Raw genomic sequence first — 24,480 nt, 5'->3', positions numbered from 1 at the left:
AACAGGACACAATCATGTCTAAAATTTTTGATTTCGTAAAACCCGGCGTTGTCACTGGTGATGACGTACAGAAGATCTTCAAAGTTGCGAAAGAGAACAAATTCGCACTGCCAGCCGTGAACTGCGTCGGCACCGACTCCATCAATGCGGCACTGGAAGCGGCGGCGAAAGTGAAAGCGCCAATCATCATCCAGTTCTCTAACGGTGGTGCTGCATTTATCGCCGGTAAAGGCTTCAAGACTGACAAACCACAGGGCGCGGCAATCTTCGGTGCTATCGCCGGTGCACACCATGTTCACCTGATGGCAGAGCAGTATGGCGTGCCGGTTGTCCTGCACACTGACCACTGCGCGAAGAAACTGCTGCCGTGGATCGATGGTCTGCTGGACGCGGGCGAAGAGTACTTCCAGAAAAACGGTAAGCCACTGTTCTCTTCTCACATGATCGACCTGTCAGAAGAGTCACTGGAAGAGAACATCGAAATCAGCAGCAAGTATCTGGCGCGCATGGCGAAACTCGACATGACGCTGGAAATCGAACTGGGCTGCACCGGTGGTGAAGAAGATGGCGTGGATAACAGCCATATGGACGCATCTGCTCTCTACACCCAGCCAGAAGATGTGAACTACGCATACGAAAAACTGAATGCTATCAGCCCGCGCTTCACCATTGCGGCTTCATTCGGCAACGTACACGGCGTTTACAAGCCAGGTAACGTGAAACTGACCCCAACCATTCTGCGTGATTCGCAGAAATTCGTGTGTGAAAAACATGGCCTGCCGCACAACGCGCTGGACTTCGTTTTCCACGGCGGTTCAGGTTCTTCAGCTGCAGAAATCGAAGAGTCTATCAGCTACGGCGTGATCAAGATGAACATCGATACCGATACCCAATGGGCAACCTGGGACGGCATCCTGCAGTACTACAAAAAGAATGAAGGCTATCTGCAGTCGCAGCTGGGTAACCCGGAAGGCGACGACAAGCCAAACAAAAAATACTACGACCCACGCGTCTGGCTGCGTTCAGCCCAGGCCTCAATGGTCGTGCGTCTGGAGCAGGCTTTCAAAGAGCTCAACGCTGTCGACGTTCTGTAACTGATATTGAGTTACGGTATAAACTGTCTTCTGTATAAAAAAGGCCCGAAAGGGCCTTTTTTTTGATCTTTTTTCGCCGGATTTGCGTCAAAGGTCATGCAGGTTTGGCACACCGGCATTTATTGTTTACCCTTTTGTCAGGGATTGTCAGAGCTGTTCTGACAATCTGTTGTTACTTCCCTTGGGAATTTAATTACAGGATGGTTCCATGCAGGATACGGGTATGTTTGATGAGCTTAACAACGCAGGTAACTGGATAGTACGCAATCAGGAGCTGCTGATAAGCTATGCGGTGAACATTGTCGCAGCTATTGCGATTATCTTTGTGGGTATGATTGTTGCACGCATCATCTCCAACACCGTTAATCGTCTGCTGTGCGCACGTCATATTGATACGACCGTTGCTGACTTTTTGTCGGCGCTGGTGCGCTACGGCATTATCGCCTTCACACTTATCGCGGCGCTGGGTCGCATTGGCGTACAGACCACCTCGGTTATTGCCATCCTCGGTGCGGCCGGTCTGGCTGTGGGTCTGGCCTTAAAAGATTCACTGTCAAACCTGGCTGCCGGCGTACTGCTGGTGATCTTCCGCCACTTCCGCACCGGTGAGTTTGTGGATCTGGGTGGCATCATGGGCACAGTCATGAACGTGCAGATCTTCTCTACGACGCTCAAGTCAGCGGATGGCAAGCGCGTGGTGGTGCCGAACGGTAAAATCCTTGCCGGAAACATCGTTAACTTTTCCCGTGAGCCGGTACGCCGCAATGAATTTATTATCGGCGTCTCCTACGATGCCGATGTGGATCAGGTTCTGACGCTGCTGCGGGAAGTCGTTGAAGCAGATGAACGTGTACTAAAAGATATGGGTATCCAGATTGGGCTTAATGAGTTAGCCGCATCCTCAATGAATTTTGTCGTGCGCTGCTGGAGCAACAGTGGAGACCTGCAAAACGTCTACTGGGATCTGATGAAGAACTTCAAGCGTACGCTGGATGGCAAAGGAATTGGTATTCCTTATCCGCAGATGGATGTGCATCTGCACCGCGTCAGACCGTCAGATACACCTGCACCAGAGACACAGCCGCAGTAATTTGTTCAATGGGCGGCGTCTGTCGCCCATTAATTTTGCTAATCGTGGATTAATTCTTTCAATTTCCGCTAATCATCTCCTCTCTTTATACTTCCCCACATCTGACCATGTGAGGACGTAATTCTGTGATATCTCTCTACTTTCAGGGGCTTGCCCTGGGCGCTGCGCTGATCCTGCCATTGGGGCCACAAAACGCATTTGTGATGAATCAGGGCGTGAAACGTCAGTATCATCTGATGACGGCGGCACTCTGCTCACTGAGCGATATTCTGCTGATATGCGGCGGCATCTTTGGCGGCAGCGCCCTGCTAAGCCAGTCTCCGCTGCTGCTGATGGTCATCACCTGGGCAGGCGTAGCCTTTCTGCTCTGGTATGGCTGGGGTGCGCTGCGAAGCGCTTTTCGTGGCAACGCCGATCTGGCGGATGGCGAGCCACTGAAGCAGAGCAGGGGACGCATTATCGCAACATTGCTGGCGGTAACCTGGCTCAATCCGCACGTCTATCTCGACACTTTTGTGGTGCTGGGCAGTCTTGGCGGCCAGTTGCCCAGCACCACGGCGCGTCAGTGGTTCGCGCTGGGCACCGTCAGCGCGTCGATCCTGTGGTTTTTCGGCCTGGCGCTGCTGGCCGCGTGGCTGTCACCGCGCCTGCGCACCGCGAAAGCACAGCGTGTGATTAACCTGCTGGTCGGCGCGGTAATGTGGTTTATCGCCCTGCAACTGGCGCGTCAGGGTATTGCCGGTTTTTGATCTTAGCCTCGATCCCGGGCGGTAATTGCCGCGCTGCGGACGAACTTTTGGCATAATGACCACTCAAAGCATGGCGCATACCGATGCGCTGTTGGGCTTCGCCGGTTGGAAGCCGTCATAGTGACCTTTTCAAGGAGGACTTTCATGAAACTGAAAGCATTGGCTCTGGCCGCAATCATGAGCGCCGGGGCATTGCCTGGCGTACACGCTGATGAGTTACCGAACGGACCGCACGTGGTGACCTCAGGCAAGGCAACGGTCGATGCTCGTCCCGATATCGCGACCCTCTCTATCGTTGTGAACGTGTCATCGAAAGATGCCGCAGATGCGAAAAAACAGGCAGATAGCCGGGTTGCGCAATATTTCGATTTTCTGCAGAAGAATGGCATCGAGAAAAAAGATATCGATGCGGCTAACCTGAGCACGCAGCCAGAGTATGACTACACCAAAGAGGGTAAATCCGTACTGAAAGGCTATCGTGCTGTGCGTCAGGTACAGGTCACCCTGCGTCAGCTGGACAAGCTGAATGATCTGCTGGACGGAGCACTGAAATCCGGTCTGAATGAGGTGCGTAGCGTCGAGTTAGGCGTGGCAAACCCGGAAAGCTATAAAGAGCAGGCGCGTAAAGCGGCGATTAAAAACGCCACTCAGCAGGCATCGCAACTGGCTGAAGGCTTTAACGCGAAGCTGGGATCGATCTACAGCATCCGTTATCAGGTCGCCAACTATCAGCCAATGCCGATGAACCGCATGTACAAAGCGGCGGCAGCGGCAGATACCTCGGCGCAGGAGACTTATGACCAGCAGAGCATCAACTTTGACGATCAGGTTGATGTAGTGTTTGAGATTAAGCCCAACGCGGCACAATAAAAAAACGGGGCTTTTGCCCCGTTTTTGTTTTCAGGCCGCGACGTCATTCTGACGCAGCACCCGATGTCCATGCGCAATCAGCGCATCGGTCACCCGACGCATTAACCGGCTTTCAGGCGCAAACCGATGCCAGTAGAGCATCCGGCGCTGATACAATCCCGGCGTCAAATCGATTAACTCACCGCTCGCCAGCTCACGTTCAATCTGAAGATGTGGAATCATACAGCAGGTCGATCCCTGTCGGGCCATCTGCACAAAGGCTTCAGACGAGTTCACAATGTGGCAGGGCACACTGCCAGGTGAAAGGTCAAAGTTCTGCTGCAGGAAAGCCTGGTGCATATCATCAAGATGATCAAAAGCCACGGCAGGCGCTTTCAGCAGGGCAGAGCGGGTAACGCCGTTTGGAAAGAAGCGTTCAGCAAAGTCGCGTGACGCCACAAACAGGTAGTCGAGCGCACCCAGCTGATCCACCAGGCAACTCGGCAGCGGCTGCGGCTGAATACTCACCGCACCCACCACTTCACCCCGACGCAGACGCTCCTGAGTGCGTGTTTCATCTTCAACCTGCAGATTCAGGCGAACGGGGGAGTCAGCCAGCACATCTTTTAGCGCAGGCAGCAACCAGGTCGCCAGACTGTCGGCGTTGACCGCCAGCGACAGCAGCAGCGGCGTGGTGCCACTGTTCTCATCGCCCAGCCACTCCTCTTCCAGCAATTCCACCTGATGCAGTAACGCCAGTAGTTTTTGGCCCTGTTCGGTCGGGCGCGGCGGCACAGTGCGCACCAGCAGCGGCTGACCAAACAGGTTCTCCAGCTGCTTGATTCGCTGTGAAACTGCAGACTGAGTGATACACAATTTTTGTGCGGCACGCTCAAATCCGCGTTCGCGGATCACTGAATCCAGCGCCTGAAGCGTTCGATAATCCGGGCGTTTCATTAATATTCATTCTCCTTCAGGATGGACGTCACTATGCCACAAAACTGTTATCTGTGATGGTTCTCTTGTTTTTGTGGACTGGCTTGCAAAGCGATAAATCCACGTCGGTCAGCCGAGCATTTTCAGCAAGCCTTGTTTTATACTACGCGCACTTCGTTGTCGCACAGGTTTTAAACATACCATGACCCAGGATGAACTGAAAAAAGCCGTTGGCTGGGCTGCACTTGATTACGTGCAGCCGGGCACCATTGTCGGCGTAGGCACCGGCTCCACCGCTGCCCACTTTATCGATGCGCTTGCCACGGTCAGGCATCAGATCGACGGTGCCGTCTCCAGCTCAGATGCCTCCACCCAGAAGCTGAAAAGCCTGGGCATTCAGGTTTTTGACCTGAATGAGATTGATGTGCTGTCGGTTTACGTCGATGGCGCGGATGAGATCAACCCGCAGATGCAGATGATTAAAGGCGGCGGCGCGGCGCTGACGCGTGAAAAGATTGTGGCTGCAGTGGCTGAAACCTTTATCTGTATCGCTGACGCCTCGAAAGAGGTGGATGTACTGGGCCGCTTCCCGCTGCCGGTTGAAGTGATTCCGATGGCACGCAGTTATGTGGCGCGTCAGCTGGTGAAAATGGGCGGCTTACCGGAGTATCGTCAGAACGTGGTAACGGATAACGGTAACATTATTCTCGACGTGCATAATCTGCGTATCCTGGATCCGATTGAGCTGGAAAAAACCATCAATGCGTTGCCTGGCGTCGTCACTGTCGGCCTTTTTGCCGCGCGCGGTGCCGATATTGCACTGATTGGCGGACCTGATGGGGTCAAAACTATCAAAAAATGATCTGTCTGGCGCCGTAAAGGCGTCAGTTATTTCTGCCTGAAAATCATCTTTTCTCACACTGGTGAAATTTGGTGACTTATGTCACATAAGCGTCATCGGCAGCGGGTTCGTTCTCTCTTCTTTGCCTCTCTCATGATTTTGTCCGGCAATGTACTGCTGGCAGCCGCTGCCGTGCTGGCTGCCGGGCAATCGTTTGTATTGCCGGACGCGATTTTTTTGATATTTTGACAGAAGGCTGGCTTATGGTAGTCCTCATTGAATGCTGAATAGGATTGGGAAATGGCAAAGGTATCACTGGAAAAAGATAAGATTAAGTTCCTGCTGGTGGAAGGTGTCCATCAGAGCGCGCTGGATAACCTGCGGGCTGCAGGCTATACCAACATCGAATTCCACAAGGGCGCGCTGGACTCCGACGCGTTAAAAGCATCGATTCGCGATGCACACTTCATTGGTATCCGTTCCCGCTCCCAGCTCACTGAAGAGATTTTTGCGGCGGCTGAAAAGCTCGTCGCCGTTGGCTGTTTCTGTATCGGCACCAACCAGGTTGATCTGCAGGCTGCTGCCAGCCGGGGTATTCCGGTGTTCAACGCGCCGTTCTCCAATACCCGCTCGGTTGCGGAGCTGGTGATTGGTGAGATGCTGCTGATGCTGCGTGGCATCCCGGAAGCGAACGCGAAAGCGCACCGTGGCATCTGGAACAAGATTGCCAAAGGCTCATTTGAAGCACGTGGCAAAAAGCTGGGTATCATCGGTTATGGTCATATCGGGATGCAGCTGGGCGTGCTGGCAGAAAGCCTGGGCATGCATGTTTTCTTCTACGACATTGAAAACAAGTTGCCGCTGGGGAATGCTACCCAGGTACGCCATCTGGCCGATCTGCTCAACATGAGCGACGTTGTCAGCCTGCACGTGCCGGAAACTGCCTCAACACAGGATATGATCGGTGCAGAACAGCTGGCGCAGATGAAGCCCGGTGCGCTGCTGATTAACGCCTCACGCGGTACCGTAGTCGATATCCCGGCGCTGTGTGATGCGCTGGCCAGTAAACATGTTGGTGGCGCGGCCATCGACGTCTTCCCGACAGAACCCGCCACCAACAGCGAGCCGTTTATCTCTCCACTGAGCGAATTCGACAACGTGATCCTGACGCCGCACATTGGCGGTTCGACGGAAGAAGCGCAGGAGAACATCGGGATTGAAGTGGCGGGCAAGCTGGCGAAATATTCCGATAACGGCTCGACGCTGTCAGCTGTTAACTTCCCGGAAGTCTCACTGCCGATTCACGGTATCAGCGCCAGTCGTCTGCTGCACATCCATGAGAACCGTCCAGGCGTGCTGACAGCCATCAACCAGATCTTCGCAGAGCAGGGCATCAACATCGCCGCCCAGTATCTGCAAACCTCGCCGTTTATGGGCTATGTGGTTATCGACATTGATGCCGAGCCAGAAGTGGCCGAGAACGCGCTGCAGCTGATGAAGGCGATTCCGGGTACTATCCGCGCCCGTCTGCTTTACTAAGCGATGCAGACACGAAGTGGCGCTAAATAGCGCCACTTCGTGCTATCAGGTACGATCTGCTGTGAGGCTGAGCCTGCTCAGGAAAAACGGTCAGATCGGAAAGTCGCAAACACGTCATTCCTGACTGCCTGGCCCGCGCGGGGGCCGCTTTCCTCTTCTTACCGTGTCCCCTTCGCGTGGTGCTATTTCATTGTTGCAAAATTCGCCCTGATTCGGGGTGCTGATCCGTCTGAAAAAGCCCATAACAGCGGCTCTTCTACTCCCACTGCCAGAGCTTTGACGGCGTCATTACCGCCGGCAAAGGTACATCCCATTCTGCCACCGGCAGGCTATCGACCTGCTGACAATCGTGGGCCAGACCAACCGGCAAAAAGCCGTGCTGTCGCCAGTTCTGCAGGGTGCGATCGTAGAAGCCGCCGCCCATGCCCAGACGCTGCCCATGCTGATCAAACGCAACCAATGGCACCATCATCAGATCCAGCTGATCAAGCGTGATCAACTGCCGGATATCCAGCGGCGGTTCAGGAATACGTAGTTTATTGATATGCAATGGGGTATCGGGCGTGTAGCGCAGAAACAGTAAATGACCGGGCGAGAAGGGATGCAAAACGGGCAGATAGACCGCTTTCTTCAGATGCCAGAGCCTGGCAATCAGCGGACGGGTATTCAGCTCACCATCAACTGACAGGAACAGGGCAATGTTGCGCGCGTGAGTAATCGGCGCATAGTTAAGGGCAAGTTCAGCGAGCTGTTCGGCCGCCTGGGCCTGCTGATCTTCAGTCATTGCACGGCGCAAATGGCGTACCTGCTGACGGATAACCTGACGCTGTATCATTGAAGGTGATGACATGGAAGATTCAGACATGATTTCCCCGCCTGATAAGTCGCTGAACAGCGACTATAACATGTCGGTATGGGGATGAAAGCAGGACTGCAGGAAGAGAGATCTCCGAGATGCCGCCGTAGGCTGTAACCCTTGAACCCTTGGTTCAAGGTGAACATGCCGTCATAACCATCAGGCTTCTCGGACGAACCGAGCATGCACACAGGTTACGAGCGTCACATTCTGTTTTTTCGAAATATCGGCTCAGGGGACTGGCCCACATGCAAACATCTCAGAGAAAATTTACCTCACCGTTACTTTAGTATAGCAACCATGAAGTTTTATTCGAACTTCGCACCCTCACGCTCAGAGATGCGACCTTGCTCAACTAATGCCTGTTCAATCGTCTGCTGCAACATACGGATACGCTGTTCCATATTAGCAGCATAATCGCGCGTTTTCACTTTCTCTTGCGCCAGCTCGTGGCAGACGTTTAACGCGGCGATGAACACCAGTTGTTCTGTATTGGTGACTCTAGTGCGAACTTTTAGATCTTGCAACCGTTGATTGAGATCTTCAGCCGCGCTATTGAGCGCATCTTGCTGCTCTGGCGGACAATTCACTCTCAACGAACGACCAAAAATTTGTAAATCTACCGGTTGTGCAGACATGCCACCTTCCTGACTGATTACTTCGCTCGCAACTCCCTTAGCTGTCAATGGCTTGGGAGGCGGGCAACTATATAGACCCACGAAATAAGATACAACCCCTTTTCTGGAAACCTTGAGGCAGCTAGTGGTAGCATAACACGAACTTATTCTGCCAACGACGATGAAAACTTATGTCCTTACAGAACGCAACCCCCGATTACAACGCGCTCGCGGCAGTGCTCTCACAGCAGGGTGTTGGTATGACGCCTGCAGAAATGCATGGCCTGCTAAGCGGCATCCTCTGCGGCGGTAACCAGGACACCAGCTGGAAGACGCTGGTACACGATCTGGCTAACGAAGGCATGGCGTTTTCACACACGCTTGCGGTCCCGCTGGCGGCGCTGCACGAGCACACGGCCACTACGCTGGAAGATGAGGGTTTCCTGTTTCAGCTCATGCTGCCTGCGGACGACGACATCACCGTATTTGACCGTGCCGATGCGCTGGCAGGCTGGGTTAACCATTTTCTGCTCGGTCTGGGCGTAACACAGCCTAAACTGGATAAAGTCACCGGCGAAACCGGCGAAGCAATCGATGATTTGCGTACGATTGCCCAACTCGGTTACGAAGAGGATGAAGACCAGGAAGAACTGGAGCAGTCGCTGGAAGAGGTGATTGAATATGTGCGTGTCGCTGCACTGCTGTGCCACGATACCTTCACTCGTCCGCAGCCAACCGCGCCAGAAGTGCAAAAACCGACGCTACACTAATTTCAGGTCAACGCGTTTAACCGGTCAGTTTACAGGGAGTGCAGAGATGATTTCACTGGAACGATACCTGCAGCGTCGTCAGGCGCTGCTGGCGAAGATGGCGCCTGGCAGCGCAGCGCTGATTTTTGCTGCGCCTGAAGTGACGCGCAGTAACGACACCGAATATCCCTTCCGCCAGAGCAGCGACTTCAGTTATTTCACCGGCTTTAATGAGCCGCAGGCATTGCTGGTGCTGATCAAAAGCGATGAAAATCACAACCACAGCGTGCTGTTTAACCGCGTGCGTGACCCCGCAGCGGAAGTCTGGTCTGGTCGTCGATTGGGTCAGGAGGCCGCGCCCGATAAACTCGGCGTGGATCGTGCCTTACCCTGGACCGCTATTGGTGAACAGCTGCACCTGCTGCTGAATGGCCTGGATGTGATTTACCATGCGCAGGGCGAATATGCTCACGCAGACACTCTGGTGTTCAGCGCACTGGATAAACTGCGTCGCGGTTTCCGCCAGAATCTTAGCGCGCCAGCCACCGTCACTGACTGGCGTCCATGGGTGCATGAGATGCGCCTGTTTAAAGATGCGGATGAAATTGAGTTGTTACGCCGCGCCGGGAAAATCAGTGCACTGGCGCATACTCGCGCGATGCAAACCTGTCAGCCGGGCATGTTTGAGTATCAGCTGGAAGGGGAGATCCATCACGAATTTACCCGTCACGGCGCGCGTTATCCCTCCTATAACACCATTGTGGGGGCCGGCGAGAACGGCTGCATTCTGCACTACACCGAAAACGAAAGTGAGATGCGCGACGGCGATCTGGTACTGATCGATGCAGGCTGTGAATTCCACGGCTATGCCGGTGATATCACCCGTACCTTCCCGGTTAACGGCCGATTCAGCCCGGCGCAGCGCGCGATTTATGACATCGTTCTGGCTTCGCTGAAGCGATCGCTTGAGATGTTCCGGCCTGGCGTCAGCATTCGCGAAGTGAATGACGAAGTGGTGCGCATTATGATCACCGGTCTGGTGGAGCTGGGTATCCTGGAGGGTGACATCGATACCCTGATCGCCGAAGACGCACATCGCCAGTTCTATATGCATGGCCTGGGCCACTGGCTGGGGCTGGACGTTCACGACGTAGGTCACTACGGCACCCCGAGTCGCGATCGGATTCTGGAGCCGGGCATGGTGTTAACCGTTGAGCCGGGTCTCTATATCGGGCCGGATGCGGATGTACCCGCGCAATATCGCGGCATTGGCATCCGAATCGAAGATGACATTGTGATTACGGAAGAGGGCATTGAGAATCTCACCGACAGCGTCGTGAAAGAAGCCGATGAGATTGAAGCACTGATGGCGGCGGCAAAACAGGCATGACAATTCTGATTGCCGGAGGCGGCATGACCGGGGCGACGCTGGCGCTGGCGATCTCCCATCTCACCCAGGGCACACTGCCGGTGACGCTGATTGAAAGCAGCGAGCCAGGCAGCCGGGCGCATCCCGGTTTTGACGGCCGCGCGATTGCCCTCGCGGCCGGAACCTGCCAGCAACTGGCGGATATCAACCTGTGGCAGCGCATTGCCAGTTGTGCCACGCCGATTACCCATATCCATGTCTCCGATCGCGGTCACGCGGGCTTTGTGTCACTGGCGGCGGCTGATTATGACATTCCGGCGCTGGGGCAGGTTGTCGAGCTGTTTGATGTCGGTCAGCGGCTGTTTGCGGAACTGAAAAAAGCGCCAGGCGTGACGCTGCGCTGTCCTGCACGCGTTACCCAGGCTCACCGAAGCGACCAGCAGGTTGAGGTGACACTGGACAGTGGCGAACAACTCAGCGGCAAGCTGCTGGTGGCCGCGGATGGCACGCGCTCTGCCCTGGCCGCCTCGTGCGGTATTCAGTGGCAAAGAGACGACTATCAGCAGCTCGCGGTAATTGCCAATGTCTCCACTGCGCTGCCCCATCAGGGCCGCGCTTTCGAGCGTTTCACCGAGCATGGCCCGCTGGCGCTACTGCCGATGTCTGGCAACCGTCTCTCGCTGGTCTGGTGTCATCCGCTTTCGCAGCGCGAACGCATTGAGCAGTGGAGCGAGGCTGAATTCCTGAGTCAGCTGCAGCGTGCCTTTGGCTGGCGACTGGGCAAATTCACTCACACGGGTCAGCGAGAATACTACCCGCTGGCGCTACACCGGGCGATGTCGCCGGTGACGCACCGTGTGGCGGTGGTGGGTAATGCTGCACAGACGCTGCATCCCATTGCCGGGCAGGGTTTCAATCTTGGCCTGCGCGATGTGATGTCGCTGGCTGAAACGCTGGCAGCCGCCCATCGTCATCAGCAGGATCCCGGCAGCTATGCCGTGCTGCATCATTATCAGCAGCGTCGTCAGCCCGATCGCGCCGCCACTATCGGCATCACCGACGGACTGGTGCGCGTTTTTGCAAACCAGTATGGTCCACTGGTGGCAGGACGTAACCTGGGCCTGCTGGCAATGGATCATCTGCCGTGGCTACGAAATCAACTGGCTGAGCGTACGCTTGGCTGGGTTAAGCGTTAATAAAGAGGCTCAGATGCAAAGTTTTGATGTGGTGATCGCCGGTGGCGGTATGGTGGGGCTGGCGGTGGCCTGCGGCTTGCAGGGCAGCGGACTGCGCATCGCCGTGCTGGAAAAATCGCCGGAGCCACCGCTGGCGCTGAGTGCGTCACCGTCGATTCGCGTGTCGGCGATAAACGCCGCCAGCGAACGGCTGCTGCAGAAGCTGGATGTCTGGTCGACCATTCTTTCGCTGCGCTGCCGCGCATATCACGGCATGGAAGTGTGGGATAAGGACAGCTTCGGCTCCATCGCTTTTGATGATGAGCAGCAGGGCTTGTCACATCTGGGCCATATCGTCGAAAACCCGGTGATTCACACTGCGCTCTGGCAACGTGCCAGCGCCTGCAGCGACGTGACGATAATGGCACCTTCGCAGTTACAGCAGGTGGCATTTGGTGACAACGAAGCCTTTGTTACGCTGCAGGATGGCAGTATGTTAAGCGCGCGATTACTGATTGCCGCTGACGGTGCTAACTCCTGGCTGCGCAACAAAGCCGATATTCCGCTGACTTTCTGGGATTACGATCACCGTGCGTTAGTGGCTAACGTCCGCACTGAGAAGCCGCACGACGCGGTGGCCCGCCAGGTGTTCCACGGCGACGGTATTCTGGCTTTCCTGCCGATGCAGGATCCGCATCTGAGCTCCATCGTCTGGTCGCTCTCGCCACAGGAAGCGAGCCGTCTGGAAACCATGCCGGAAGCGCTGTTCAATCAGCAGCTCTCAGTGGCGTTTGATATGCGCCTCGGCCTGTGTCAGCTGGAAAGCGAGCGCAAATCGTTCCCGCTGGTAGCGCGCTATGCCCGCAACTTTGCGGCACACCGTCTGGCGCTGGTGGGCGATGCGGCTCACACCATTCATCCGCTGGCGGGGCAGGGCGTAAACCTTGGCTTTATGGATGCCGCCGAGTTGATTGGCGAGATTCGCCGCCTGCATCAGCAGGGCAAAGATATTGGTCAGCACCTCTATCTGCGTCGCTACGAGCGCAGCCGTAAACACAGCGCCGCAATGATGCTGGCTGGCATGCAGGGCTTCCGGGAGATGTTCGCTGGCAATAATCCGGCGAAAAAACTGCTGCGTGACGTCGGTCTGAAACTGGCTGATCGTCTGCCAGGGGTAAAACCTATGATGCTGAAGCAGGCGATGGGCCTGAATGATTTGCCCGCCTGGCTTCGCTAAATTCTCGCCTTTTGATAAGCCAGCGTCTGCTGGCTTTTTTTATGTCTGAATCCCTCTGCACCACCAAAAGGCAATGCTGCACCAGTCCGGGTCTTCGTTTGATTTATTCTAATTTTGCTAGCAATTTCGCATTACTTTTTCTCATTCATCTCTTCGCGGTCAGCGGGATTTTTTTAACATCCTGAACGCCTTGCCGCATAAATTTGCTGTGTATATTTAAAGTCCCTGCATTTATTGCGCGATTAATCACAAAATTGCAGTTTTTTATCCTGTCACAGGCTGTTTCTGGTTAGGCTGTGCATCTGCGTTCGACCCCGGTTTGCTTATGGTTAATCGTCAGATTCGGTGGTAACGTCAGTCGTAAGAGAACGTTTGCGTCGGCACTCAATTCCGGCGCAATTTTGCCCTCACTCGCTTCTGCACAGGATGGTTATGACTCAGCAAACACCTCTGTTTGAACAGCATCAGGCCTGCGGTGCCCGCATGGTGGATTTTCATGGCTGGATGATGCCATTGCACTATGGCTCCCAGATGGATGAACATCATGTGGTGCGCACTGACGCCGGGATGTTTGATGTCTCTCACATGACCATCGTCGACCTGACAGGACCGCGTACCCGCGAATTCCTGCGCTATCTGCTGGCGAATGATGTGGCAAAACTGACGCAGCCAGGCAAAGCGCTTTACACCGGGATGCTGAATGCGTCGGGTGGCGTCATTGACGATTTGATTGTTTACTTTATGAGCGAATCGTTCTTCCGGCTGGTGGTGAACTCCGCAACCCGTGAAAACGATCTCGCCTGGATCACACAACATGCGCAGGGTTATGGCATTACGCTGACGGAACGCGATGACCTGGCGCTGATTGCTGTGCAGGGTCCGCAGGCGCAGCAGAAAGCGCAGACGCTGTTCAGCGAGGAGCAGCGTCAGGCTGTGGCTGGCATGAAGCCGTTTTTTGGTGTGCAGTCAGGTGACCTGTTTATCGCGACCACTGGTTACACCGGCGAAGCAGGATATGAAATTGCGATGCCCGCCGGTGAGGCAGCCGATTTCTGGCAGCGCCTGCTGGCAGCTGGCGTAAAACCTGCCGGACTGGGCGCACGCGACACACTGCGCCTGGAAGCCGGAATGAATCTTTATGGTCAGGAGATGGACGAAGGCGTTTCACCGCTGGCCGCCAACATGGGCTGGACGGTGTGCTGGGAACCTTCTGACCGCGATTTCATAGGCCGGGAAGCGCTGGAACTGCAGCGTGAACGCGGCACAGAAAAGCTGGTGGGGCTGATCCTCACAGAAAAAGGGGTGCTGCGTAACGGCCAGCCGGTGCGTTTCACCGATGACCAGGGGCAGCCACAGGAGGGGATCATCACCAGTGGTTCTTTCTCACCGACGCTGGGTTGCAGCATCGCCCTGGCGCGCGTACCGGCCTCGGTCGGCAGCACCGCCATCGTTGAGATCCGTAACCGCCAGATGCCCGTCCAGGTTACCCGTCCCGTTTTTGTCCGCGCCGGTAAACCGGTCGCTCAGTAAATTTTATTCAGGAGAAATGGCCAATGAGCAATGTGCCGAATACGTTGAAGTACCGCGACAGCCATGAATGGGTGCGCAAAGAAGCCGATGGCAGCTACACCGTGGGTATTACTGAACATGCGCAGGAGTTACTGGGCGACATGGTATTTGTCGATCTGCCTGAAGTGGGCGCGACGTTTGCCGCCGGTGAAGAGTGCGCGGTGGCAGAGTCCGTTAAAGCGGCGTCAGATATCTATGCGCCAATTAGCGGTGAGATTGTGGCGGTCAACGATGCCCTGACTGACTCACCGGAGCAGGTCAACAGCGAGCCTTATGACGGCGGCTGGTTATTTAAAATCAAAGCCAGTGACGCGTCTGAAATCGACACGCTGCTGGATGCGGATGCTTATAAAGCCTCCATCGACGAGTAATCGTCAGGCGGCCTCAGACAGAGGCCGCAGATTTCTGTTTGCTCTCCGGTTCCCCCAGCCCGATTCAGGATTTACTGCTAATGACTCAGACTCTCAGCCAGCTTGAACACAACGGTGCATTCATTGAGCGCCATATCGGTCCTTCACCTGAGCAGCAGGCGCAGATGCTTGACGCGATTGGTGCCCGTTCGCTGGACGCGTTAATCAGCACGATTGTGCCGGCAGACATTCAGCTGCCGGGTCCACCCGCCGTTGGCGAAGCCGCGACTGAACAGCAGGCGCTGGCCGAACTGAAAGCCATTGCCAGTCAGAATCTGCGTTACAAATCCTGGATTGGTATGGGATACAGCGCGGTCATCACTCCGCCGGTTATCCTGCGTAATATGCTGGAAAATCCGGGCTGGTACACTGCCTATACCCCGTATCAGCCTGAAGTCTCGCAGGGCCGCCTGGAAGCACTGCTGAACTTCCAGCAGCTGACGCTGGATCTTACCGGCATGGATATTGCGTCCGCCTCTTTGCTGGATGAAGCCACGGCTGCAGCCGAAGCGATGGCGATGGCAAAACGCGTCAGCAAGCTCAAAAACGCCAATAAATTCTTCATTGCCGACGATATTCATCCGCAGACGCTGGATGTGGTCCGGACTCGTGCAGAGACGTTCGGTTTTGAACTGATCATCGACAGCGCCGACAAGGCAGCGGATCACGACGACCTGTTTGGTGTGCTGCTGCAACAGGTGGGAACGACGGGCAACGCGCACGATTACAGCGCGCTGATTGCCGGGCTGAAAGCACGCAAAGTCGTGGTAAGCGTGGCGGCAGACTTTATGTCGCTGGTGTTACTGGAAGCGCCAGGCAGGCAGGGCGCAGATATTGTCTTTGGTTCCGCTCAGCGCTTCGGCGTGCCGATGGGTTACGGCGGTCCGCACGCTGCCTTCTTCGCCAGCCGCGACGAGCATAAACGCTCTATGCCAGGCCGCATCATCGGTGTGTCACGTGATGCCGCAGGTAACACAGCACTGCGCATGGCGATGCAGACCCGTGAACAACATATCCGTCGTGAAAAGGCTAATTCCAACATCTGTACGTCGCAGGTACTGCTGGCAAACATTGCGGGTCTCTATGCAGTTTTCCACGGCCCGGCTGGTCTGAAACGTATTGCCTCACGCATTCACCGCTTCACCAGCATCCTGGCAGCCGGACTGCAGCAGGGCGGCCTGAAACTGCGCCATCAGCACTGGTTCGATACGCTGACGGTGGAAGTGGCGGATAAAGCCGCTGTGCTGAACCGCGCTTTGAGCTTTGGCGTTAACCTGCGCAGCGACATCCATAATGCCGTTGGCATCACGCTGGATGAAACCACCTGCCGCGAAGATATTCTGGCGCTGTTTGCTATTCTGCTGGGTGATGAACATGGCCAGGATCTGGAAAAACTCGACAGCGAAGTCGCCAGTGAAAGCCACGCGATTCCTGCGGGCCTGCAGCGTCACAGCGAGATCCTGACCCATCCGGTGTTCAACCGTCATCACAGCGAAACCGAGATGATGCGCTATATGCACAGCCTGGAGAAAAAGGATCTGGCGCTGAATCAGGCGATGATCCCGCTCGGATCCTGCACCATGAAGCTCAACGCTGCCGCTGAGATGATCCCGATCACCTGGCCGGAGTTTGCTGAGCTGCATCCATTCTGCCCGGCTGAACAGGCTACCGGCTATCTGCAGATGATCGGCCAGTTGTCGCAGTGGCTGGTGCAGCTCACCGGCTATGATGCACTCTGCATGCAGCCTAACTCTGGCGCGCAGGGGGAATATGCCGGGCTGCTGGCGATCCGCCGCTATCACGAAAGTCGCGGCGAGGGCGATCGTCATCTCTGTCTGATCCCGAGTTCGGCACACGGTACGAACCCGGCCTCAGCCCAGATGGCGGGTATGGATGTGGTCGTGGTCGCGTGCGACAAACAGGGCAACATCGACCTTGGCGACCTGCGTGAAAAGGCGGCGCAGGCGGGCGACAAACTTTCCTGCATCATGGTGACTTATCCCTCCACACACGGTGTCTATGAAGAGACCATCCGTGAAGTGTGCCAGATCGTGCATCAGTATGGCGGTCAGGTGTATCTGGATGGCGCGAACATGAATGCGCAGGTCGGCATCACCACGCCAGGCTACATCGGCGCAGATGTCTCGCACCTCAATCTGCACAAAACCTTCTGCATTCCGCACGGCGGCGGCGGTCCGGGTATGGGACCGATTGGCGTGAAAGCGCACCTGGCTCCGTTTGTTCCGGGACACAGCGTGGTGCAGATCGACGGTGTGCTGACGCAGCAGGGCGCGGTCTCCGCAGCGCCGTTTGGTAGCGCCTCTATTCTGCCGATCAGCTGGATGTACATTCGCATGATGGGAGCCGAAGGGCTGAAACAGGCCAGTTCGGTCGCGATTCTGAATGCTAACTATATTGCCAGCCGCCTGCAGTCTGCTTATCCGGTGCTCTATACCGGCCGCGATGGCCGTGTGGCGCACGAATGTATTCTCGACATCCGTCCGCTGAAAGAGCAGACCGGCATCAGTGAGCTGGATATTGCTAAGCGCCTGATCGATTATGGATTCCACGCGCCGACCATGTCCTTCCCCGTGGCGGGCACGCTGATGGTGGAGCCGACCGAGTCAGAGAGTAAAATCGAACTGGATCGCTTTATTGACGCAATGCTGGCGATCCGTATGGAAATTGACCGGGTGGCGGCAGGGGAATGGCCGCTGGACGATAACCCACTGGTTAATGCGCCGCATACCCAGCTGGAAATCGTCAGTGAGTGGTCACATCCTTACAGCCGTGAACTGGCGGTCTTCCCGGCAGGCAGCCATAACAAATACTGGCCGACCGTAAAACGTCTGGATGATGTGTTTGGCGACCGCAATCTGTTCTGCTCCTGCGTGCCGATGAGCGATTATCAGTAATCTCCCTACGGGCAAGCGTTAATCATCAGGGGCCGATTCGTCGGCCCTTTGTTATGGAGAATCAGCATGAAACTGGCACTGGTTACGGGTGGCAGCCGCGGTATCGGGCGGGCCACGTCACTGTTACTGGCAGCCCGGGGTTATCGGGTTGCAGTGAACTATCGTCAGCGCGAGGCCGAAGCGCAACAGCTGGTGGCACAGATCCAGCAGCAGGGCGGTGAAGCCTTTGCGGTTCAGGCGGATATCAGTGATGAAGCGCAGGTGATGGCGATGTTTGCGCAGCTCGACAAGCACTCTATGCCGCTGGCGTTGCTGGTGAACAACGCCGGGATTCTGTTTCAGCAATGCCGCACCGAACAGCTTGAGGCGGCGCGACTGCAAAAGGTCTTTGCGACCAACGTCATCGGATCCTTTCTCTGCTGTCGTGAGGCGGTTAAGCGGATGGGCACGCATCACGGCGGTCAGGGCGGCGCGATTGTAAACGTCTCGTCGGCCGCATCGCGTACCGGTGCGCCTGGCGAATATGTAGATTACGCCGCCTCAAAAGGGGCGATGGATACGCTGACCAAAGGATTGTCGCTGGAAGTGGCGCAGCAGGGGATTCGGGTCAATGGCGTACGTCCGGGATTTATCTATACAGAGATGCATGCCGATGGTGGAGAGCCGGGCAGGGTAGACAGACTTGCCAGCGCGATTCCGATGGGGCGCGGCGGTGAGGCAGAAGAGGTAGCGGAAGCGATTGTCTGGCTGGCCAGCGATGCGGCCTCATACGTCACCGGCAGCATCATTGACGCTGCCGGTGGTCGTTAACTCACTTCGTAGCTTATGCGGCTTCAGGAATCAGAGGTTTTCGCCGTTGCTGGCGATAACCTGCTGATACCAGCTGAAGCTTTTCTTCTTCGCACGAGAAAAGTCGCCGCTGCCATCATCGTTTTTATTCACATGAATAAAGCCGTAGCGCTTATCGTACTGGCCGGTGGTAAAAGAGACACAATCCAGGCAACCCCATGGTGTGTAGCCCATTAAATCCACACCATCATACGCTACGGCTTTCTTCATCTCTTCGATGTGCGCACGCAGGTAGTCGATGCGGTAATCATCTTCAATCAGGCCGTCAGCGCCGGGCTTATCGATCGCACCAAAGCCGTTTTCGACAATAAACAGCGGCTTCTGGTAACGCTCATACATCTCGTTCATGGCATAACGCAGGCCGACCGGATCGATCTGCCAGCCCCAGTCTGACGCTTTCACATGCGGGTTTTTCACCACACCTTCAAAGCCGGTGATGGGATCGTCAACGCCGCTGGCATCGCTCTTCACGGCGTTGCTCATGTAGTAGCTGAAACCGACATAGTCTGCACAGCCCTGGCGCAGCGTCTCAGCATCGTCCGCTTCCATCTGAATGTCATAACCTTTACGTGCCCACTCCCTGAGCGTGTAGGCCGGATAGTAGCCACGCATCTGCACGTCACTGAACACATAGCGCTGATGCATCGACTCCTGCGCCAGCACCACATCGTCCGGGTGGCAGGAGAACGGGTAGACAGGGACCATGGCGATCATGCAGCCAATCTGGAAGTCAGGATTGATGTCGTGACCGAGCTTCACCACTTTAGCGCTGGCAACAAACTGGTGGTGCATGACCTGATACATTGCCTGTTCAGGTTTCTCATGCTCGGTAAAGATCACACCTGAACAGCAGTAACCAAACAGCGGATACTGCCAGTTGCGCTGGTTGTTGATCTCGTTAAAGGTCATCCAGTATTTCACTTTGTTCTTATAGCGGTTCAGCACCACTTCGCTGAAGCGCACAAAGAAGTCGACCACTTTGCGGTTGTGCCAGCCGCCATACTCTTTGACCAGGTGATAAGGCATTTCGAAGTGCGAAAGCGTGATGACCGGTTCAATGCCATACTTCAGCAGTTCATCAAACAGATCGTCATAGAATTGCAGGCCCGCTTCATTAGGCTGCTGCTCATCTCCATTGGGGAAGATGCGGGTCCAGGCAATGGAGGTGCGGAAGCATTTAAAGCCCATCTCGGCAAACAGCGCGATATCCTGTTTATAATGAGAATAAAACTCCACGCCTTTGTGGTTCGGGTAGAAATGACCAGGCTGTACGCCGTCGGTGATCACGCGGTCAACGCCGTGTGAACCGCCGGTCAGCACGTCAGCAATGCTGACGCCTTTGCCGCCCTGATCCCAGCCACCTTCAACCTGATGCGCCGCGACCGCACCGCCCCAAAGAAAGCCTTTTGGTAACTGCAATTCTGCACTCATGCTTTACTCCATTACGGATATTGAAATTGAGCTGAGTGTAGCAAGGCAATATTGAAAGTCACGATATAACAGCGCGCCTGGAATTACGTTTGTTACATCCAAAAAACACGCTGTTTTATTTCCCCAGCTGGCGGCCTATTGCTTCAATAATATAGGTCACCGGCACCTGAGTGGTAATGTCAGAATTGTCGGCCATGCGAATAATCGGCACGTGATAGCAGAGGTTAAAATCACCAATCTTCGCCAGAGAGCAGCTTTCCGTATTCGTTATCGCAATGATTTTGCACTTCTTCAGGCTGAACTGACTGGCAATGCGCAGGATCTCTTCCGTTTCGCCGGAGACCGATAAAATAATGGCGACGGCATTTTCATACAGGTCAGTGCTGACCGGATAGTAGGGGTCGTCAATGGCGTGACTGAATTTACCGAGGTTAGAGAAAAACCGCGCGCCATATTTTGCCAGACTGCCGGAGGTGCCGACGCCAATAAAGAAAACCCGATCCGCCTGATTAATTTTCTGCGCAGCCTGCGTGATGAGCTGTTCAAACTCCGGGTTATTAATACTCTTGAAAAAACTCAGCATTTCACTGACGCCCGCCGTGTTGAGCAGCGGTGCACGCTGTTGTTCGCTTAAGCGCAGGCGGATGCGGAACTCTGACCAGCCTTCACAATCCATCTTGCGGCAGAAGCGCAGCACGGTGGTGGTGGAGACGGCAGCCTGCTCAGCCAGCTCGCGAATCGTCATATAGCTGACGCCCTCGCGGTGCTTAATGATGAATTGATAGACCTGCATTTCCAGATCGTTAAGGCGGGCGAGATCGCGATGCGAAAACATGAATGACTCATTGAACAGTTGACCGAAGGTCAGTTTACCAGATTCAGTACGTGGTTTAAGGGATAGTGAATTTCTGTGAGCATTTTTAGCGTACACGTGTACACTGAAAAAATTATTGGGTAGGCTGGGTAACAGTGACTACTGCTATGGCGCTGTTCAGGAAACTAATATGACCACCACACTCTCTCAAAAACATCGACCCTCTGCGGGCTATTCCATTACCGAGGAGATTGCCAACAGTATCAGTCACGGTCTTGGCTGCCTCTCTGGCATCGTCGGGCTGGTGCTGATGCTCCATCAGGCCACTGAGAGGCAGGCTGACACCATCACCTTTATCAGCTACAGCCTCTATGGCGGCAGCATGATTTTGCTGTTTCTGGCCTCAACGCTCTATCACGCAATCCCGGATGGGCCCGCCAGACCCTGGCTGAAAAAGCTCGATCACTGTGCCATCTATCTGCTGATTGCGGGGACCTATACGCCGTTTCTGCTGGTCGGACTGAGGACGCCCCTGGCGTATGGCTTAATGGCGGTGATCTGGGGGCTGGCGCTGGCGGGTATTGTGTTCAAGCTCACGATTGCACATCGCTTTAAAGCGCTGTCGCTGGTGACCTATCTCTGCATGGGGTGGCTGTCGCTGATTGTGGTTTATCAGCTGGCGATGATCCTGCCGCCGGGCTGCATCTGGCTGCTGGCCGCAGGCGGAATTATCTATTCGCTTGGGGTGATTTTCTATGTGGCACGCCGCATTCCCTTTAACCACGCCATCTGGCATTTGTTTGTGCTGGGCGGCAGTCTCTGCCACTTCTGCGCCATCTATTTTTATGTGCGCTGAGTAGATTGCGGCATGGCCCTTCCGTTAATGAAAGGGCCATGCGGTTACATCACTCTTCAGCCAGCGAGTAGGGCAGCGGCTGAATGGTCAGATGCCCGCCTTCGTCACCTTCAACCCGCAGCACGCTGTCCGGCTCCAGATCGTTATTCAGCACCACCTGAATCCAGCTGATTCCATCATCTAACTGCACCGCAGCCAGCACGCTTCCGGTACGACGCCAGCGCTCACCCATCTGTAACTCCAGCGGAGCATTGGCTTCGGGCAGATGACTTGCCTGACCCGCCAGCCAGTAGAGCGCGCGTTTATTGGCACCGCGATATTTCGCTCTGGCGACCATCTCCTGACCGGCATAGCAGCCCTTTTTGAAGCTGATAGCATCCAGTGCCTGCAGGTTGGTGGCCTGAGGAATAAACTGCACACTGGTGGCCGGATCGATTACCGGAATGCCCGCTTCAATGTCCAGCGCCAGCCACTGCTGACTGTCATTAAACTGAGCATCGTCATTAAGCTTCTGTTTCAGCGCTTCTGCCTGTGACAGCGAGGTAACAATCAGAAAACGTTCGGCGGGTTGGGCAAACCACAGCAGCGTGGTTTCTCCCTGCTGCACCACTGGTTTTTCGCTGTCGGGCAGGTTATCAAACAGATTTGCCAGCGCGGCGCGGGCCTGAAAACCGGCCAGGCCCAGCAACACGCACTCATCGTCAGCTGCCATCGTCACTTTCGAAAACACCGCGTATTTTTTTAACTCAGTCAGCTGGGTGTCGCGCAGTTCACGGCGGATCAGATAGGCATAGCCTTCGCCGCGATGGAACAGGCGCATATTACTCCACATTTTGCCTTTGGCATCGCAGTGTGCGGCGGGCGAATGGTGGTCTGCATCCAGCGCCGCGACATCTAGCGTTAGCTGACCCTGCAGGTAAGCGGTACTGTCAGCACCGGTAATGGAAACCAGCGCCCAGCTATCCAGTGACATCAGGGTTAATGGCAGGCGAGACGACGCGGCAGGCTGGCGCGGCGGTAAAGTAAAAGTGGGCATGGAGATATCCTGTATTAGAAGGTTCATCCGGAACATTGTCTTCAATGTTAAAAGAGCCGACTGGCAATGCAACCTGTTTACGGAAAACGGCGCACAAAAGGCGTGATAACCCTGAAAAGCTACAATCTGAAATGTGGCAGGTTGCACAGCCTGCGACGCTGCGCCTGCGAGCTGCATTAAACCAGGTTACACTAGCGGCCACGTTGTGAATTGTGGAAATTGATGCATGGATATTAATGATAAATCACGTATTCAGTGGGCTTGCCGTCGCGGCATGCTGGAACTGGATGTGGCTATTATGCCGTTCTTCAAATTTGAGTATGACACGCTTAATGACACTGATAAGCAGGTCTTTGTTAACCTGCTGAAGAGTGACGATCCCGACCTGTTTAACTGGCTGATGAATCACGGTGAGCCAAAAGATCCAGAGCTTAAGCGGATGGTGAATTTGATCCAGCAGCGTAACCATGATCGCGGCCCCGTGGCAATGTAAGCTGCAGCCCTCCCGCCTGGCGTGCGGATGTCTGTGCGCCTGGCTGGTGGCAGCCGTGACTGGCGTCGTGTTGATGCCGCTGCCGGTGGGCGGCTGGCTGATTAAAGTGCCGGTTATTCTGTTGTTGCTGGCTGAAGGCTGGTGCAGCTTCCGACGATTGCGTCAGCGGCGCGGTGAGTTACAGCGGGAAGGCGGTCATTGCTGGATCTGGCAGGGAAAACGCTGGCGACCGACCCAGCCGCTGCGCTGGTTACCGATTGGCGTCTTGCTGGTGGCCAGGAGTGAAAAGGGCGCTACGCTACGATGGTGGCTGATGCGGGACAATATGCAGCCCGGCGAATGGCGAGCATTACGCGCCTGCTGTTTCAGCAAAGCGCGACATTAATGGCAACAGGGCAGACTATTATCTGCCGGCATCTGCAGGCGCTCGTGTCTAGAGCGGCAATCCAGAGCACGGAATCGTTCAGAGCAGTGCAGCGGTTTCGGTTAATACCTGCTCGCACCACTGCTCAACGCGCTCATCGGTGACCTCGAACTGATTCACATCATCCAGCGCCAGACCCACAAATTGCGAGCCATCGGCACTCAGCGGTTTAGGACTGGTGAACTCATAGCCCTCAAGCGGCCAGTAGCCGACAAACCGCACGCCCATGGGCTGCAGCAAATCGTGGAGCATGCCGAGCGCATCTAAAAACCACTCGCCATAGCCAATCTGATCGCCCATGCCATACAGCGCAACAATCTTGTTTTGCAGATTCAGCGCGGGCAGTTGCGTCCAGATCGCCTCCCAGTCCTCCTGCAACTCACCGAAATCCCAGGTCGGGATGCCCATGATCAGCAAATCGTACTGTTCCATCAGGCGTGGGTCGTCATCTTTCACGTTATGCAGCGTCACTAACTCTTCGCCAATAAAATCGCGAATTTTCTCCGCTACAATTTCGGTGTAACAGGTACTTGAACCGTAAAAAAGACCGATTTTCATATTTACCTAGCAAAAACAATAGTT

The 24,480-nt window shown here is 55.2% G+C and carries 24 protein-coding genes and 1 other RNA gene; 17 read left to right on the top strand and 8 right to left on the bottom strand.

Annotated elements, in window-relative coordinates:
• Nucleotides 1–14 precede the first annotated feature (14 nt).
• The 4 genes from fbaA to AC6I77_RS15750 all read left to right on the top strand — a co-directional run bounded on the left by fbaA (nt 15) and on the right by AC6I77_RS15750 (nt 3,803).
• Nucleotides 15–1,094: a class II fructose-bisphosphate aldolase gene (gene fbaA / locus AC6I77_RS15765; protein ID WP_140916629.1), complete on the top strand. Its 1,080-nt coding sequence runs from the start codon at nt 15–17 to the stop codon at nt 1,092–1,094.
• Nucleotides 1,095–1,302: 208 nt separating this feature from the next.
• Nucleotides 1,303–2,184: a small-conductance mechanosensitive channel MscS gene (gene mscS, locus AC6I77_RS15760; protein ID WP_003852840.1), complete on the top strand. Its 882-nt coding sequence runs from the start codon at nt 1,303–1,305 to the stop codon at nt 2,182–2,184.
• Nucleotides 2,185–2,309: 125 nt separating this feature from the next.
• The gene (gene argO / locus AC6I77_RS15755) at nt 2,310–2,933 is read left to right on the top strand and encodes an arginine exporter ArgO (RefSeq protein WP_003852843.1); all 624 of its coding nucleotides are present in this window, start codon (nt 2,310–2,312) and stop codon (nt 2,931–2,933) included.
• 144 nt (nt 2,934–3,077) lie between these two features.
• Nucleotides 3,078–3,803, top strand: a complete 726-nt coding sequence (locus tag AC6I77_RS15750) for an oxidative stress defense protein (protein WP_003852844.1) — start codon at nt 3,078–3,080, stop codon at nt 3,801–3,803.
• 30 nt (nt 3,804–3,833) lie between these two features.
• On the opposite strand, the gene AC6I77_RS15745 is transcribed toward AC6I77_RS15750, so the two are convergent.
• Nucleotides 3,834–4,739, bottom strand: coding sequence for a LysR family transcriptional regulator ArgP (locus AC6I77_RS15745; protein WP_008925678.1), 906 nt, complete (start codon nt 4,737–4,739; stop codon nt 3,834–3,836).
• Nucleotides 4,740–4,920: 181 nt separating this feature from the next.
• Between AC6I77_RS15745 and rpiA the strand changes: the two genes are divergently transcribed.
• Both rpiA and serA read left to right on the top strand, forming a co-directional pair.
• A complete protein-coding gene (rpiA, locus tag AC6I77_RS15740) occupies nt 4,921–5,580 on the top strand; it encodes a ribose-5-phosphate isomerase RpiA (protein WP_003852846.1) in 660 nt (219 codons plus the stop codon).
• A 279-nt stretch (nt 5,581–5,859) separates the two neighbouring features.
• The gene (gene serA / locus AC6I77_RS15735; protein ID WP_003852850.1) at nt 5,860–7,098 is read left to right on the top strand and encodes a phosphoglycerate dehydrogenase; all 1,239 of its coding nucleotides are present in this window, start codon (nt 5,860–5,862) and stop codon (nt 7,096–7,098) included.
• A gap of 256 nt (nt 7,099–7,354) precedes the next feature.
• Here the strand turns inward: serA and AC6I77_RS15730 are convergent, their stop codons facing one another.
• The 3 genes from AC6I77_RS15730 to zapA all read right to left on the bottom strand — a co-directional run bounded on the left by AC6I77_RS15730 (nt 7,355) and on the right by zapA (nt 8,592).
• Nucleotides 7,355–7,948, bottom strand: coding sequence for a 5-formyltetrahydrofolate cyclo-ligase (locus AC6I77_RS15730; protein ID WP_033743153.1), 594 nt, complete (start codon nt 7,946–7,948; stop codon nt 7,355–7,357).
• 92 nt (nt 7,949–8,040) lie between these two features.
• Nucleotides 8,041–8,223, bottom strand: a non-coding RNA gene (ssrS, locus tag AC6I77_RS15725) — 6S RNA.
• 39 nt (nt 8,224–8,262) lie between these two features.
• Nucleotides 8,263–8,592, bottom strand: a complete 330-nt coding sequence (zapA, locus tag AC6I77_RS15720; RefSeq protein ID WP_008925677.1) for a cell division protein ZapA — start codon at nt 8,590–8,592, stop codon at nt 8,263–8,265.
• A gap of 170 nt (nt 8,593–8,762) precedes the next feature.
• Here zapA and AC6I77_RS15715 point away from each other — a divergent pair, with 170 nt between their 5' ends.
• The 8 genes from AC6I77_RS15715 to AC6I77_RS15680 all read left to right on the top strand — a co-directional run bounded on the left by AC6I77_RS15715 (nt 8,763) and on the right by AC6I77_RS15680 (nt 18,805).
• The gene (locus tag AC6I77_RS15715) at nt 8,763–9,341 is read left to right on the top strand and encodes a YecA/YgfB family protein (protein WP_003852855.1); all 579 of its coding nucleotides are present in this window, start codon (nt 8,763–8,765) and stop codon (nt 9,339–9,341) included.
• Nucleotides 9,342–9,387: 46 nt separating this feature from the next.
• Nucleotides 9,388–10,710, top strand: coding sequence for a Xaa-Pro aminopeptidase (pepP, locus tag AC6I77_RS15710; RefSeq protein WP_497817136.1), 1,323 nt, complete (start codon nt 9,388–9,390; stop codon nt 10,708–10,710).
• A complete protein-coding gene (ubiH, locus tag AC6I77_RS15705) occupies nt 10,707–11,885 on the top strand; it encodes a 2-octaprenyl-6-methoxyphenyl hydroxylase (RefSeq protein ID WP_039660734.1) in 1,179 nt (392 codons plus the stop codon). The genes pepP and ubiH overlap by 4 nt, the downstream gene beginning before the upstream one ends.
• Nucleotides 11,886–11,898: 13 nt before the next feature.
• Nucleotides 11,899–13,101 (top strand): FAD-dependent 2-octaprenylphenol hydroxylase, encoded by a 1,203-nt coding sequence (ubiI, locus tag AC6I77_RS15700; protein WP_375151046.1) that lies wholly within the window; start codon nt 11,899–11,901, stop codon nt 13,099–13,101.
• Between the two features lie 432 nt (nt 13,102–13,533).
• Nucleotides 13,534–14,631: a glycine cleavage system aminomethyltransferase GcvT gene (gcvT, locus tag AC6I77_RS15695; RefSeq protein WP_039660737.1), complete on the top strand. Its 1,098-nt coding sequence runs from the start codon at nt 13,534–13,536 to the stop codon at nt 14,629–14,631.
• A gap of 23 nt (nt 14,632–14,654) precedes the next feature.
• Entirely contained in the window at nt 14,655–15,041 is a 387-nt protein-coding gene (gene gcvH, locus AC6I77_RS15690; protein WP_003852867.1) for a glycine cleavage system protein GcvH, read from the top strand.
• 80 nt (nt 15,042–15,121) lie between these two features.
• Complete coding sequence (gene gcvP, locus AC6I77_RS15685; RefSeq protein ID WP_003852869.1) at nt 15,122–17,995, top strand: aminomethyl-transferring glycine dehydrogenase; 2,874 nt, start codon at nt 15,122–15,124, stop codon at nt 17,993–17,995.
• Nucleotides 17,996–18,061: 66 nt separating this feature from the next.
• Nucleotides 18,062–18,805 carry an SDR family oxidoreductase gene (locus AC6I77_RS15680; RefSeq protein WP_039660739.1) on the top strand — a complete coding sequence of 248 codons (744 nt, stop codon included), beginning with the start codon at nt 18,062–18,064 and terminating at the stop codon, nt 18,803–18,805.
• A 30-nt stretch (nt 18,806–18,835) separates the two neighbouring features.
• Here the strand turns inward: AC6I77_RS15680 and AC6I77_RS15675 are convergent, their stop codons facing one another.
• Nucleotides 18,836–20,275 carry a 6-phospho-beta-glucosidase gene (locus AC6I77_RS15675; protein ID WP_003852873.1) on the bottom strand — a complete coding sequence of 480 codons (1,440 nt, stop codon included), beginning with the start codon at nt 20,273–20,275 and terminating at the stop codon, nt 18,836–18,838.
• 115 nt (nt 20,276–20,390) lie between these two features.
• A complete protein-coding gene (locus tag AC6I77_RS15670) occupies nt 20,391–21,110 on the bottom strand; it encodes a MurR/RpiR family transcriptional regulator (protein ID WP_003852874.1) in 720 nt (239 codons plus the stop codon).
• A 169-nt stretch (nt 21,111–21,279) separates the two neighbouring features.
• On the opposite strand from AC6I77_RS15670, the gene trhA reads away from it, so the two are divergent.
• Entirely contained in the window at nt 21,280–21,945 is a 666-nt protein-coding gene (gene trhA / locus AC6I77_RS15665; RefSeq protein ID WP_039660741.1) for a PAQR family membrane homeostasis protein TrhA, read from the top strand.
• Between the two features lie 49 nt (nt 21,946–21,994).
• On the opposite strand, the gene ygfZ is transcribed toward trhA, so the two are convergent.
• Nucleotides 21,995–22,981 carry a tRNA-modifying protein YgfZ gene (ygfZ, locus tag AC6I77_RS15660; protein WP_008925670.1) on the bottom strand — a complete coding sequence of 329 codons (987 nt, stop codon included), beginning with the start codon at nt 22,979–22,981 and terminating at the stop codon, nt 21,995–21,997.
• 226 nt (nt 22,982–23,207) lie between these two features.
• Between ygfZ and sdhE the strand changes: the two genes are divergently transcribed.
• Both sdhE and AC6I77_RS15650 read left to right on the top strand, forming a co-directional pair.
• Complete coding sequence (gene sdhE / locus AC6I77_RS15655; RefSeq protein WP_003852881.1) at nt 23,208–23,474, top strand: FAD assembly factor SdhE; 267 nt, start codon at nt 23,208–23,210, stop codon at nt 23,472–23,474.
• Nucleotides 23,449–23,859 (top strand): protein YgfX, encoded by a 411-nt coding sequence (locus AC6I77_RS15650; protein WP_039660742.1) that lies wholly within the window; start codon nt 23,449–23,451, stop codon nt 23,857–23,859. The genes sdhE and AC6I77_RS15650 overlap by 26 nt, the downstream gene beginning before the upstream one ends.
• A gap of 78 nt (nt 23,860–23,937) precedes the next feature.
• Here AC6I77_RS15650 and fldB read toward each other — a convergent pair whose 3' ends face one another.
• Nucleotides 23,938–24,456 (bottom strand): flavodoxin FldB, encoded by a 519-nt coding sequence (gene fldB, locus AC6I77_RS15645; protein ID WP_003852885.1) that lies wholly within the window; start codon nt 24,454–24,456, stop codon nt 23,938–23,940.
• Between the last annotated feature and the right edge of the window lie 24 nt (nt 24,457–24,480).

The sequence above is a fragment of the Pantoea sp. X-Soil-ISGK-259 genome, assembly GCF_059730705.1.
The sequence above is the reverse complement of the archived record's forward strand: the minus strand, read 5'-3'. Positions and strand labels throughout refer to the sequence as shown.

What these genes read in the sequence shown, in the direction of transcription:
- AC6I77_RS15670 (WP_003852874.1), bottom strand. Translation starts at nt 21,110, where the DNA reads ATGTTTTCGCATCGCGATCTCGCCCGCCTTAACGATCTGGAAATGCAG.
- AC6I77_RS15745 (WP_008925678.1), bottom strand. Translation starts at nt 4,739, where the DNA reads ATGAAACGCCCGGATTATCGAACGCTTCAGGCGCTGGATTCAGTGATC.
- zapA (WP_008925677.1), bottom strand. Translation starts at nt 8,592, where the DNA reads ATGTCTGCACAACCGGTAGATTTACAAATTTTTGGTCGTTCGTTGAGA.
- rpiA (WP_003852846.1), top strand. Translation starts at nt 4,921, where the DNA reads ATGACCCAGGATGAACTGAAAAAAGCCGTTGGCTGGGCTGCACTTGAT.
- AC6I77_RS15715 (WP_003852855.1), top strand. Translation starts at nt 8,763, where the DNA reads ATGTCCTTACAGAACGCAACCCCCGATTACAACGCGCTCGCGGCAGTG.
- AC6I77_RS15680 (WP_039660739.1), top strand. Translation starts at nt 18,062, where the DNA reads ATGAAACTGGCACTGGTTACGGGTGGCAGCCGCGGTATCGGGCGGGCC.
- mscS (WP_003852840.1), top strand. Translation starts at nt 1,303, where the DNA reads ATGCAGGATACGGGTATGTTTGATGAGCTTAACAACGCAGGTAACTGG.
- AC6I77_RS15675 (WP_003852873.1), bottom strand. Translation starts at nt 20,275, where the DNA reads ATGAGTGCAGAATTGCAGTTACCAAAAGGCTTTCTTTGGGGCGGTGCG.
- gcvT (WP_039660737.1), top strand. Translation starts at nt 13,534, where the DNA reads ATGACTCAGCAAACACCTCTGTTTGAACAGCATCAGGCCTGCGGTGCC.
- AC6I77_RS15650 (WP_039660742.1), top strand. Translation starts at nt 23,449, where the DNA reads ATGATCGCGGCCCCGTGGCAATGTAAGCTGCAGCCCTCCCGCCTGGCG.
- fldB (WP_003852885.1), bottom strand. Translation starts at nt 24,456, where the DNA reads ATGAAAATCGGTCTTTTTTACGGTTCAAGTACCTGTTACACCGAAATT.
- gcvP (WP_003852869.1), top strand. Translation starts at nt 15,122, where the DNA reads ATGACTCAGACTCTCAGCCAGCTTGAACACAACGGTGCATTCATTGAG.
- sdhE (WP_003852881.1), top strand. Translation starts at nt 23,208, where the DNA reads ATGGATATTAATGATAAATCACGTATTCAGTGGGCTTGCCGTCGCGGC.
- ygfZ (WP_008925670.1), bottom strand. Translation starts at nt 22,981, where the DNA reads ATGCCCACTTTTACTTTACCGCCGCGCCAGCCTGCCGCGTCGTCTCGC.
- ubiH (WP_039660734.1), top strand. Translation starts at nt 10,707, where the DNA reads ATGACAATTCTGATTGCCGGAGGCGGCATGACCGGGGCGACGCTGGCG.
- AC6I77_RS15750 (WP_003852844.1), top strand. Translation starts at nt 3,078, where the DNA reads ATGAAACTGAAAGCATTGGCTCTGGCCGCAATCATGAGCGCCGGGGCA.
- fbaA (WP_140916629.1), top strand. Translation starts at nt 15, where the DNA reads ATGTCTAAAATTTTTGATTTCGTAAAACCCGGCGTTGTCACTGGTGAT.
- gcvH (WP_003852867.1), top strand. Translation starts at nt 14,655, where the DNA reads ATGAGCAATGTGCCGAATACGTTGAAGTACCGCGACAGCCATGAATGG.
- AC6I77_RS15730 (WP_033743153.1), bottom strand. Translation starts at nt 7,948, where the DNA reads ATGTCATCACCTTCAATGATACAGCGTCAGGTTATCCGTCAGCAGGTA.
- ubiI (WP_375151046.1), top strand. Translation starts at nt 11,899, where the DNA reads ATGCAAAGTTTTGATGTGGTGATCGCCGGTGGCGGTATGGTGGGGCTG.
- pepP (WP_497817136.1), top strand. Translation starts at nt 9,388, where the DNA reads ATGATTTCACTGGAACGATACCTGCAGCGTCGTCAGGCGCTGCTGGCG.
- serA (WP_003852850.1), top strand. Translation starts at nt 5,860, where the DNA reads ATGGCAAAGGTATCACTGGAAAAAGATAAGATTAAGTTCCTGCTGGTG.
- trhA (WP_039660741.1), top strand. Translation starts at nt 21,280, where the DNA reads ATGACCACCACACTCTCTCAAAAACATCGACCCTCTGCGGGCTATTCC.